The sequence below is a fragment of the Alteromonas sp. W12 genome (genome assembly GCF_001924945.1).
Lineage (GTDB): Bacteria > Pseudomonadota > Gammaproteobacteria > Enterobacterales > Alteromonadaceae > Alteromonas > Alteromonas macleodii.
This window is the reverse complement of the sequence record NZ_LQXH01000012.1, coordinates 86,251-98,004: the sequence shown is the minus strand read 5'-3', so window position 1 is coordinate 98,004 and position 11,754 is coordinate 86,251. Positions and strand designations below refer to the sequence as shown.

Annotated in this window: 12 protein-coding genes; 8 read left to right on the top strand and 4 right to left on the bottom strand. The window is 44.6% G+C overall.

The window, feature by feature from the left end; genetic code table 11:
* Nucleotides 1-5 precede the first annotated feature (5 nt).
* From AWH61_RS18095 to AWH61_RS18060, 8 genes are all read left to right on the top strand, one after another.
* Entirely contained in the window at nucleotides 6-707 is a 702-nt protein-coding gene (locus AWH61_RS18095; RefSeq protein ID WP_014977550.1) for a DNA-3-methyladenine glycosylase I, read from the top strand.
* 172 nt (nucleotides 708-879) lie between these two features.
* The gene (gene ubiE / locus AWH61_RS18090) at nucleotides 880-1,677 is read left to right on the top strand and encodes a bifunctional demethylmenaquinone methyltransferase/2-methoxy-6-polyprenyl-1,4-benzoquinol methylase UbiE (RefSeq protein WP_014950941.1); all 798 of its coding nucleotides are present in this window, start codon (nucleotides 880-882) and stop codon (nucleotides 1,675-1,677) included.
* Nucleotides 1,677-2,312 (top strand): ubiquinone biosynthesis accessory factor UbiJ, encoded by a 636-nt coding sequence (locus AWH61_RS18085; protein ID WP_049586755.1) that lies wholly within the window; start codon nucleotides 1,677-1,679, stop codon nucleotides 2,310-2,312. The genes ubiE and AWH61_RS18085 overlap by 1 nt, the downstream gene beginning before the upstream one ends.
* Before the next feature lie 23 nt (nucleotides 2,313-2,335).
* Complete coding sequence (ubiB, locus tag AWH61_RS18080) at nucleotides 2,336-3,964, top strand: ubiquinone biosynthesis regulatory protein kinase UbiB (protein ID WP_075177830.1); 1,629 nt, start codon at nucleotides 2,336-2,338, stop codon at nucleotides 3,962-3,964.
* Between the two features lie 293 nt (nucleotides 3,965-4,257).
* On the top strand, nucleotides 4,258-4,467 hold the full coding sequence (gene cspE / locus AWH61_RS18075) for a transcription antiterminator/RNA stability regulator CspE (protein ID WP_012519905.1): 210 nt from the start codon (nucleotides 4,258-4,260) through the stop codon (nucleotides 4,465-4,467).
* A gap of 395 nt (nucleotides 4,468-4,862) precedes the next feature.
* Entirely contained in the window at nucleotides 4,863-5,507 is a 645-nt protein-coding gene (locus AWH61_RS18070; protein WP_075177829.1) for a hypothetical protein, read from the top strand.
* A 79-nt stretch (nucleotides 5,508-5,586) separates the two neighbouring features.
* On the top strand, nucleotides 5,587-6,069 hold the full coding sequence (locus tag AWH61_RS18065) for an Lrp/AsnC family transcriptional regulator (protein WP_083605990.1): 483 nt from the start codon (nucleotides 5,587-5,589) through the stop codon (nucleotides 6,067-6,069).
* Nucleotides 6,070-6,312: 243 nt separating this feature from the next.
* Nucleotides 6,313-7,908 carry a methyl-accepting chemotaxis protein gene (locus AWH61_RS18060; protein WP_075177828.1) on the top strand — a complete coding sequence of 532 codons (1,596 nt, stop codon included), beginning with the start codon at nucleotides 6,313-6,315 and terminating at the stop codon, nucleotides 7,906-7,908.
* 34 nt (nucleotides 7,909-7,942) lie between these two features.
* Here the strand turns inward: AWH61_RS18060 and AWH61_RS20180 are convergent, their stop codons facing one another.
* From AWH61_RS20180 to AWH61_RS18045, 4 genes are all read right to left on the bottom strand, one after another.
* Nucleotides 7,943-8,107 (bottom strand): hypothetical protein, encoded by a 165-nt coding sequence (locus tag AWH61_RS20180; protein WP_014950935.1) that lies wholly within the window; start codon nucleotides 8,105-8,107, stop codon nucleotides 7,943-7,945.
* A 392-nt stretch (nucleotides 8,108-8,499) separates the two neighbouring features.
* Entirely contained in the window at nucleotides 8,500-9,507 is a 1,008-nt protein-coding gene (locus tag AWH61_RS18055; RefSeq protein WP_014977546.1) for a cytochrome d ubiquinol oxidase subunit II, read from the bottom strand.
* A gap of 11 nt (nucleotides 9,508-9,518) precedes the next feature.
* Nucleotides 9,519-10,892, bottom strand: coding sequence for a cytochrome ubiquinol oxidase subunit I (locus AWH61_RS18050; protein WP_075177827.1), 1,374 nt, complete (start codon nucleotides 10,890-10,892; stop codon nucleotides 9,519-9,521).
* 11 nt (nucleotides 10,893-10,903) lie between these two features.
* Nucleotides 10,904-11,461 carry a GbsR/MarR family transcriptional regulator gene (locus AWH61_RS18045; RefSeq protein ID WP_014999724.1) on the bottom strand — a complete coding sequence of 186 codons (558 nt, stop codon included), beginning with the start codon at nucleotides 11,459-11,461 and terminating at the stop codon, nucleotides 10,904-10,906.
* Nucleotides 11,462-11,754 lie beyond the last annotated feature (293 nt).

Below are 11,754 nucleotides of genomic sequence, written 5' to 3'. Positions count from 1 at the left end.
CACACATGAAAGAGTCTAAATTAGAGTCTTTTCAATCTATCTACCGCCGAGCGTGTGAGCGCAAAGGCGGTGAAAGGGTGCTTGAAGCCATGCTCCAAGCACCACTTTCTAAAGCGCAAATTGAAGCAATTCCTGACGACCGCTTTTTAGCGGCGATGACCAAAAAAGTGTTCCAGTCGGGCTTCGTTTGGCGAGTTATCGAGCAAAAATGGCCCGACTTTGAAACCGTATTTTTCGGGTTCGATATTGATAAAGTGTTGTTGATGCCTGATGAAATGCTAGAGCAAAAAGCGTCAGATAAGCGCATTGTTCGCAACTATAAAAAAGTGATGACAGTGCGTGACAATGCCATGATGATCAAAGACGTAGCCCTGGAGCACGGTAGCTTTGGTAAGTTCGTAGCAGGCTTTGAAAAAGACAATATCACTGAGCTTTGGGCGTTTTTGAAAAAACGCGGTGCGCGATTAGGCGGTAACACCGGCCCCTACATGCTTCGTGCACTAGGCATAGACACGTTTTTATTCTCACGTGACGTGGAAGATTACTTGCGAAAGAATGAAATTATCGACGGTGGCTTAACCTCGAAAAAGTCGCTGTCGGCGGCCAATGCGGCATTTGCTCAATGGCATGAGGAAAGCGGCCGTTCTTTGCAAGAGATCAGTGCCATTGTTGCCTATAGTTGGGGCACAAACAATCAGGTAGCGTAGAGCAAGCTGCTCTAGTCTTCTATACAAGCGAGCTTGTGCCTTGCAGGCTCCGCTTTTGTGAAGGTCAAAGGCTTGATTTACATCAGGAGACAGTCAGGCATAAAGCTTTTGCTTGAGCACACAATCCTATACACTTTGGCATTAATAAAAATATTCAAATTACAGGACTGTCATGAGCGACAATCAAACTCCCGCTACGCAAGCAGACTCTGCAATCGACAATGCTACTGAGCATACAACGCACTTTGGTTTCAAACAGGTGGATAAAGGGCAAAAAGCCTCTTTAGTTGCTAATGTTTTTGACTCTGTTGCAGCAAAGTACGACGTAATGAACGACCTTATGTCGATGGGAGTGCATCGTTTATGGAAGCGTTTCACAATAGACTGCAGCGGTGTTCGCGCGGGTAATAAAGTATTGGATATTGCCGGTGGTACTGGCGATCTAACCGCTAAGTTCTCTCGCTTGGTAGGCCCTACAGGGCGCGTAACCCTTGCCGATATCAACTTGTCTATGCTGAAAGTAGGCCGTGATAAGCTTCGCGATCGCGGCTTGGTAAGCAATATCGATTATGTGCAAGCTGACGCGGAAGCACTGCCTTTCCCCGACAACCATTTTGATGTGGTGACCATGGCATTCGGCCTCAGAAACGTAACGGAAAAGCAAAACGCGCTTAATTCTATTTTTCGCGTGTTAAAACCAGGCGGCCGTTTACTGGTATTAGAATTTTCTAAGCCTACGTCAGAGCAGCTCAGCAAACTCTACGATATGTACTCGTTTCACATTTTGCCAAAAATGGGTCAGCTAGTGGCGAACGATGCAGAAAGCTACCAATACCTTGCGGAAAGCATACGTATGCACCCAGATCAAGAAACCTTGAAGGGGATGTTCGAGCAGGCTGGCTTCGAGCAATGTGATTACCAAAACCTGACTGGCGGTATTGTAGCGCTACATAGAGGTTATAAGTTTTAATGCCTACTTCTGCGCTGGTTACCGCAACGGCTGAATCGGTTTTAAACAAGTTGCTGTCTTTAGACGAAGACAGCGAAGTAAGGCTAAAAGCGCTTGCTGGCGCCAGGCTTACCGCGTTCATTTCGCCGCTTCCTTATGGTATTACGCTGTCGTTTTCTGACCGTATTGACGTACTCAGCGAACAAGGCTCGTTTGAAGACGCCGTCGCGTCCCTTGGGCCGAAAGACTGTTGTATTAAAACGTCGCTACAAACCTTGCCAGAGTTAAAAGAAACCAGCCAGTTGACTCGTCTTATTCAGCAAAAGGCCCTCTTTTTGGAAGGAGAGCTCAATATTGCTCAGCAGGTCAGTGCCTTGTTTCAGCAGCTCGATATCGACATTGAAGAGTTGCTGGCACAAAAGACCAACGATGTTATTGCCCATCAGACCGTAAAAACGGTGAAAACCGTGCATGAGAAGTCGATGTCAGCGCTAGCGTCCATGGCGAAGGTATTCGGCAACGCCGTAGTAGAAGAAAAGCAGCTTGCTGCACACAAGCTGGCGGTTATGCACTTTAGTGACGAAGTTAATGCGCTTCGCGATCGAGCAGAAAGTGCCGATGCGAGACTGCGCCGCCTAGAAGAAAAATTTAAGTAAGATTGAGAGAAACAGGCTCATAAATGCGTATTGTTAGGTTATACCGAATTAACAAGGTATTGTTGGAACACGGCTTAGACGAACTTATTCCAGCAAAGTGGTTACCCTGGTACGCGCGGGCTATGCGTCATACCATTTTTTGGGTGCGAAACAAGCACAAGGGCAAGTCAGCCGGCGAGCGTATTACCCTTGCACTACAAAACCTTGGGCCTGTTTTTATTAAATTCGGCCAGATGCTCTCTACCCGCCGAGACTTGCTTCCCCCTGCCATTGCTAACGAACTTGCCCGTTTACAAGACAAAGTTCCGCCGTTTTCATCTGACGCTGCACAAGACATTATCAAGCAAGCGTTGGGGCTATCTGACTTAAGCGAATTATTCAGTGAATTTGAAAAGGCGCCACTGGCGTCTGCCTCTATCGCCCAAGTTCACGCGGCAAAGTTAAAATATAACAATGAAGACGTTGTGGTAAAGGTGTTGCGCCCAGATATTCGCGATACCATCGTGGCGGACATGGAGCTATTGTTTAGCTTGGCTAACGTGCTTCAACGCTGGCTTCCTGATGGCAAACGACTGCGTCCTGTGGAAGTGGTTGTGGAATACCGCAAGACCATTGTTGATGAGCTGGATTTACTGCGTGAATCTGCAAACGGTATTCAGTTAGGGCGTAATTTTGAAGGTTCAGACGCGCTTTATGTACCTAAAATTTACAGTGACTATTGCCGCAGTAATGTGTTGGTTATGGAGCGTATTTACGGTCTTCCAATCTCAAATATAGACGCATTACTTACCCAAAATACCAATATGAAAAAATTGGCCGAGCGCGGTGTGGAAGTATTCTTCACTCAGGTATTTCGCGACAGTTTTTTCCATGCAGACATGCACCCGGGCAATATATTTGTATCTACCGAACACCCTGAAAACCCCAAATATATCGCCATCGATTTTGGCATTGTGGGTACGCTCAATCGTGAAGATAAGCGCTATCTGGCTGAGAACTTTATTGCCTTCTTCAACCGCGACTATCGCAAAGTCGCGCAGCTTCACGCCGACTCAGGCTGGGTACCGCAGGATACCAATATCGATGAGTTCGAGATGGCCATCCGCACGGTATGTGAACCTATATTCCAAAAGCCACTTGCTGAAATTTCCTTTGGTAACGTGCTGCTGCAGCTATTTAATACGGCACGACGTTTCAATATGGTCGTGCAGCCACAGCTTGTGCTACTGCAAAAAACATTGCTGTATATCGAAGGCTTAGGCCGTCAGTTGTATCCTCAGCTCGACCTTTGGAAAACCGCTAAGCCGTTTCTTGAAAACTGGATGAAAGAGCAGATTGGCTTTACCGCCATGATGGGGAAGGTGAAAGACAACTTACCTTTCTGGTCTGAAAAACTACCTGAAATGCCAGATCTGCTGTACGACAGTTTACAGCAAATGAAGCGCTTGCCATTGCAACAACAAAGGGCCCATTTGGCACTGCTCCAAGAGCAAAAGAAAACAACTCAGACCACTCATTTAAGCGTAGTGGGCGCCACTTTTGTGTTAATGACAGCAATACTGCCAATGTACGATTTATCATGGTATTTCCCTGCAAGTACAGGCGTAATTGGCGCAATTTGCTGGTATTTAGCCTGGCGGAAAGGGCATTAATTTTTGTTACGCTGCGGTGAAATATTTATGAAATCCGTAGTTTATCAATTAATTTGTATATTAATCGTCCCGAAGAGTGTTATAGTGGCTTTGGCTTTTAGCCAAAGTCTTTAAAGAGACGCGATTTTGTATTATTTGCTATATGTTAAACCACTCGAGTTACCCGGTAATTTGTTGTAAGTTGTTTGTCCATTCGTAAGTAAGACCCAATACTCCGCCAATTTAAAGACTCTAAAGAACTTAGTTACACGCGCTTATGCGCAATTTAATACGATATTTGAGGTCTATACGACATGTCTAAAGTTACAGGCACAGTTAAGTGGTTCAACGCTGATAAAGGTTACGGTTTTCTAACTCAAGATAACGGCGGTAAGGACGTATTCGTTCATTTCCGTGCGATCATCTCTGACGGTTACAAAACGCTTCCAGAAGGTCAGCGAGTAGAATTTGAAGTTGAAGAAGGTCAAAAAGGTCTTCAAGCTGCTAACGTGCAAGCTATCTAAGAATTCAAAAACGGCGGTCATTTGACCGCCGTTTTTCTTTCTATTGTCTGCATTTCCACACTCACGCTAAACGCGCGACAAAGCTTTTAGTCCATACCGCTTTTGGTATATATCATTTTAACGAATAACGCTTTCATCAATAGCTAGTCTACTGCGTCGCTATCGCTCTCCTCTCTCGGCTACACCACATAAGCACTCGTTCACCCCAATAAATTTGAAGCTCGCAGCATATTCCTAATATCAGTACGCCACGGTATTGCGTAGTCATAGCGTTTAATGCTTTACTCATTACAACGCCCATTTGGGTAATACCAGTCCGCACAGTTAATTACCCATTCAGCGAGACTCAAAGTGTTCATAATCGCGGCGATAAATACGTCTACAGGGAGTGCTTAATGCGCATGACATCAACTATTCGATCTTCATTGGCCACCGCGCTACTTATTCTCAGTTCAAACCTTGCTTATGCTGCTCAGGCAAATGGACAAGTCGATGAACAGGGTGTTTTAGCAATGGTGCTTAATACCGAAATCCGTATGGCAGACGTCGTGCCTAGTGAAGAAGAACGTAAAAACTTGAAGCAGCAAGCGAAAGACAATTACGCAGGTATGCTTGATTATGTGGTCCGTGTAAATGCGTCTAACAGAATTTATGAGCTTGTTTTAGAGGACTATGCAAAACAAAAAGGCATAACTGTTAATCAAACACTGGTAAGCAAGTTTATCGAGAAGTTTGAAGGTCAGGTTTCAAGTGAAACGGCCGCGAAACCCATTAAAGAGATAGCGGCCAAGCAGGTTATACAGTTTCAAACAGAAAAAGCGATGTATGAAGAGTTTGGAGGGCGTGTTATCTTTCGCCAGTCTAACCCGCAAATGCCGATTGACGCTTACAATACGCTGCTATCTCGCTATCGCGATGCAGGTAAACTTAGCATAATAGATGTGGACTTGCGGGATGCATTTTGGGATGTATTTACGCCTCCCTTTCAATACGAAATTGCACCAGAAAATGTCGACTTTAGTCAGCCTTGGTGGCTTTAAATAGCCTCCATAAAAGTAAAGCGCCTGACGTAATTCGCTGAAAAACTAAGAACACGGAAATAAAGGGCTACATCTCACTATGCGTAGTGAAAAAACAAGCGGTATAGACACAATAGATAAAGCCATTTTGGCCATGATACAGAATAACGCTGACACGCCTGTCGCAGAAATCGCTGAGCAAATTGGGCTTACGGTAACGCCCTGCTGGCGGCGTATTCAAAAGCTAGAAGAGAAGGGCATAATCTCTAGGCGAGTAGCGCTGTTGCAAGCAAAACAACTGGGGCTGGCCATGACCGTTTTCGTGCAAGTAAAAGCGGGCAGACATGATGGTAAGTGGCTGGCAAGTTTCGCCAAGCACGCCGCGTCATTTGATGAAGTTGTTGAATGTTATCGTATGTCTGGCGAATACGATTACCTGCTAAAAGTCCTTGTTACCGATATGGATTGCTTTGATCATTTTTATAAGCGATTGGTTAACGGTATAGAATTTTCCGACGTCACTTCAAGCTTTGCAATGGAGCAGATTAAGTACACAACCTCGGTACCGCTTAACCATATTTAACCCCTCATAATTAGCGTTGGTTTTCTCAATACTTTCGGTGATAGATGAGGCAACTTGCAGTTGAAGACACTGAGTAACATAAATTCGATAACTTCCCGATTAAAAATCTGAAAGAAAAAAGCAACCGTAGCGGTCTATTTTTGTTCAATTGTAGGAGAAGTAAATTTTGTCCTACCACGAATAGAAAAGGGTGCAGAGACGTGCGACAAGTATAGACGTGCCCCTAAATAATATGGGGGTTATATGTTTAAAACCATCAAGCAAAGAATCTTGCTCGGTTATCTTCTCGTTGTAATTGTGTCGCTCATCGCGGCAATTGTATTGACAAAGAACAACGCCAATGTCGAAAACTTAGTAGAAGCCTACGTGGCTGAAACATTACCCTCGTTAAGCGCTATCGATGATATACAAACTCAAAGTAAAGAGCTGGTGCTTATCGCGTATTCCTTATACGGAACCACAATAAATAGTCGCGAATATAACGGACAGAAAGACCGGCTCGTCGACGAGACCAACGCCAAATTTTCCCAATTCAGCTATATGGGAAGCGATGCCGCTCAAGAAAAATTTGATGTACTGGTTGCGTCAGCTGCGTCTTTACAGCAAACGATGTCAGCAACATCGATAGATTGGGATATTGCACGGGAAAATCTTCAAGTCATTACCCAAGCAGCATCTGAACTAAATGTACTTTTAACTGGGGTACGCTCGGGTGTTGAGCGTGCTGCGAACTCTCGAACCATGGCTATTTCTGCTGAACTCAGTGTGAGCCAGTTCACTATCTACAGCCTAATCATATTGCTACTGGCTGTATCCATAATGGGCTACATACTTGCTAAGCGGAATATCGCAAGTCCTATCGAAGAGATGGCTAAGAGGCTTGACGATATTGCAAAAACACGCAATTTACGGTCACGTCTACCTACTCAAAATTTACAAGAACTCCACGCGATAACGCATAGCGTTCAAGGTCTACTAGCCGTATTTCACAAGGGAATGACTGACCTTCAACATGCAGTGAATGACCTGAACCACTCATCACAAACACTTAACAGTGCAACATCACACTCTTCAACCGCTATTCTAAGCTTTCAAGGAGACATCAAGCAGCTAGTGTCAGTCATGGATAATCTGTCTGATGAAATGGAACAAAGTCTTACTCTATCTATAAAAGCTGCGGAACAAGCGAAAGGTAGTGCCCACCAGATAGCGCAAGGTAAGGTGGATGTGGAAACCACAGCGCGCGCCATCTCTGATTTAACCCTGAACATTGATAAAACTGCTACTACGTTAGATAAGCTGCAAAGCGATGGAAAAAACGTATCGAGTGTGGTGAAAACCATTGCTGAGATTGCTGATCAAACTAACTTATTGGCACTTAATGCTGCAATAGAAGCGGCAAGAGCAGGAGAGTCGGGTAGAGGTTTCGCGGTGGTGGCGGATGAAGTGCGTACGCTAGCATCAAGAACTCATCAATCGACAGTTGAAATTAATGCCATGTTAGAAAAAATAGTGCAGTCAATTCGTGATTCTGTACAAACTATGACTTCGAATAAAGACAAGGCACACAACGCATTGGGGCTTGCCAATGAGCTGGTGATTACGTTGGAAGACGGACGCAAAAGTGTTTTATCGTTAGTTGAGGTGAGCAATGAGGCTTCTGCTCTTGTACAACACGCTAAAGATCAGGTGCAAGTTGCACGCGAAGGGGCACTAGATTTTCAAATGCTGGGCGATCAAGTAAAAGCCGCGAATACCAATGTGAATAGTGAAGCGAAAAGCTTATTCAGCCTGGCTGAGAACCTTCAGGAAAACGTTAATAGATTTAAATTGAGCTAAAAAAATGGGGCCGGTTTGACGGGCCCCATATAAATTAATGATTTTGGTCTTCAACGTGCTGGTCGGCAAATATCTTGGATTTCTTTTTGATTTTACATCCTAAGATACGCTGCGCATTTTTACGGCCGATATAGTGAGCGACTGTGTAGGGGTGCGCGCGCTTGAAGAACCGTGAGAACGAATGGAATACATTTTCCATGGTATTGGCTCCTTCTATTAAAAATTGCCCCAAATAAAATATAGTAATATTACAGTTTGATGTCAACAAAATATTTAACGGTAAGTAACGTTTAAATTTTGATCACACCTTAAGGGTAGACTAGCTAACGCTAAACATCCTCTAGTCATTGGTATACATTGTTCGAGGGAAAGGATCATATTTTGTTCGCAGGTTTTCAGATCGAGTTCGTGGATTGGGGATACTGGTCGCCGCAAATGCCCCAAGCACAGGAAAGGCGTCGGGAACCGCAAGAAACTCGCAATGTACAGCGTTTAGTATAGCGCTGAATAGAAAGTGAACACCATTGAATTTCAATGATGTTCACTATTGTTTCAAGTAATTGGGATCTGCTGCGATCCCATTAACAAAGGCTAGTAGTAAGAAAGCTTCTCTGATTTACCGGAGAATATCTTATATACCATGGCTGTATAAGCCAAAATAATAGGTACTACAATAACTACGCCAACAAGCAAGAAGCGCAGAGAGCTTGCATCACTAAGCGCATCCATCACCGTCATCTGTCCAGGGATGATAAACGGATAGTAGCTTATGCCAAATGCGGTGAAACAAAGTAAAAATACTAGAAGGGCAATAAAGAACGGAAGCCATTCGCCTTTCCCTTGTGCATCAGGCAGTTTTTTAAGCAACACACCACATAGTGCTAGAAGCGCAAAACACGCTACTGGAATAGCGAAAAGCACATAGCCCCAAGGAGCAGACAACCATAAGTCTCGTACGTCATCGTGTAAGGTTAGATTCGCGATACTTACCGCGACAATCCCTACCGCCAGTACCCCTAAACCTCTTCTGGCCCAGTAATACGCCTTTTGTTGAAGCTCACCTTCGCCTTTAAGTATTAACCAGCACGAGCCAATAAACGCATAGGCAGCCGTAACACCAAATGCAGCGAGAAGTGCAAAGCCTTGCGCCCAAATATCTGTGCGAAGACCCGTCACGTATATACCCAACATATACCCTTGAGCTAATGTGGTTAAAAGCGAACCGTATTTGAATACCATGTCCCACTTACGCTTTTTCACCTGCACAACCTTGGCGCGAAAATCGAACGCTACGCCGCGCAAAATAAGCCCTAATAACATGAAGGTTGCAGGCAAGTACAAGGTTTGTAAAAACTCACTATGGGCTTCAGGGAAAGCAATAAGCAGTAGTCCTATGGCGAGCACAAGCCACGTCTCATTGGCATCCCAGTAAGGCCCTATAGAGGCTATCATGTCATCGCGAAACGTTTCTGTTCTTGGCGGGATAAGTACACCCACACCCAAGTCGTAGCCATCTAAAATGGCGTACAGCAATACAGATAGACCAAGTAAACCCACATAAATATTTCCGAGCATTTCTGCTGATACATTTTCAAACATGTTTGCTCTCCTTAAACCGTGCTTGGGTCTGGGTCAGTAGGTTGCATTTTTGCCTTGGCAACTTCGCGCTCTTCCGTCGTTATCTCTTCAATTTCAACGGCTCTTCTGCACATCAACATAAGTGTTCCCATGTATGCAATTAGAAGTACCGTATAGATAACAAGGTAGAGCGTGAATGACAGAGCAATATTCGCCGGTGGTAACTGGGTAACGGCATCAGCGGTTCTTAATACACCGCTTACCAAATAGGGCTGACGGCCTATTTCCGTTACGTACCAGCCTGCTAAGGTAGCAATCCAGCCGCTAAACGCCATGCCTGCAAACGTGCGTTTAAGCCAAATTGGGAAGTCTTTGTTACGCATAAGATAAAGACTGCCAAGCCATGACACAGCGAGCATCAACATGCCCATACCCACCATAACCCTAAAACCGAAGAAAACAGGGGTAACGGGCGGATGCTCTCCTTCAAACTCATTTAACCCTTTAATCTCGCCCTTAAGTTCGTGAGTAAGAATTAAACTTGCGCCATAGGGAATGGGAATTTCAAAATGATTCTCTTTGCTTTCTTCGTCAGGAATTGCAAAAAGTAACAAAGGTGCACCTTCAGTGGTTTCCCAAAGTCCTTCCATCGCCGCAACTTTCTGAGGCTGATGTTCAAGCGTATTTAAACCATGCATGTCGCCAGCAAAAATTTGTAGCGGGATTAACACTGCCGCCGTATAGGTGGCGGTTTTAAGCGCGAGCTTAGGCGCAAGCTTGTCGTCGCCTTTAAGCATGCGGTAGGCTGAAAGCCCAGCAATCAGGAAGCTGGCCGTCAGTCCAGACGCTAACATCATATGTACAAAGCGGTAAGGGAAAGACGGGTTAAAGATAATTTCTTTCCAGTTTGTGGCATACACAACGCCGTCGACCACTTCAAAACCCTGTGGGGTTTGCATCCAGCTATTTAAAGCTAGTATCCAGAATGCAGAAGTAGTGGTGCCAAGTGCAACAATAAGGGTTGAAGCCGTATGCAGCCAGTTCGGAACACGGCGTATGCCAAACAGCATGATGCCTAAAAACGTAGCTTCTAAGAAAAAGGCGGTAAGTACCTCATAACCGAGTAGTGGCCCCGCCACATTACCTACTTTCTCCATAAATCCAGGCCAGTTAGTACCAAACTGAAATGACATGGTGACGCCGCTTACTACACCCAAGGCGAAGCTTAGGGCAAAGACACGTACCCAAAAGCGATACATACGCATCCACACAGGGTGACCTGAAATATTTGAGCGCAGCTTGAAGTAAAATAGAAACCAGCCCATCGCCATGGTGATGGTTGGAAACAAAATATGAAAACTAATATTTAACGCAAATTGTAAACGAGACAGCAAGAATGCATCCACAGAAGGCCCCCTTAGTTAACGCTGTTTTTCCCCGGAAGTAGCTTGTCCTTAAGCTCAAGCATACGGCCCACGCCAGAACCCAACTTCATCAACGTGTTTAACTTTTCAGGCCCAAGATTTTGAAGCTCTTCAGACCATGCCGTAATTGATTCGAGTAAATCGTGAATTTCGTTCAGTTTATGTTGTGCATTTGCCTCTTTTTCATTGGCAGGTGCGTCAAGCAACAAATCACGCAGTAGACTCATGGTTGGGTCTATCTCGCGCTTTCTTCGTTCTTCAAATACTCTATTGGCCAATGTCCAAATATCGCCAGCCGGAATAAAGAACTCTTTTCTCTCACCAGGAACAAGATGCTGTTTAACTAAGCGCCATGACTGAAGCTCTTTTAAACCCATGCTGGTATTGCCTCTGGATATGTTGAGCGCATCTGCAATTTCCTGCGCCGAAATGGGCTCTTCGTTTAAAACAATAAGCGCAAGAATTTGCCCTACTGTTCTGTTGAAACCCCAACGACTTCCCATTTCGCCAAAGTGCATAACCGCAGATGTAATTAAAGGCGTCATTTTCATTTTTACCTTCCAGAAGTTTCAGAAATTACTGAAAGTTTATTGCGTAGGATCAAGAAACACAAGTTTTATTCGTGATATCACGTACGAATTTTTGAAAATTTAATGTTTCTCTACACCCAGACTGCGAGCTTGTTTTTCGAACAAAACGTGTCGCTAGCCTGCAAATTTAAAGCGTTTTGAAAATGAAATAGGGGTTTACCCTCATTACCTTTCCTTAACCTTATGTCTACTATTTTTCTTGTAACAGAGCCTGTACTGTCCTTCGAAATACGTTCGTAACCTACTAACTTATA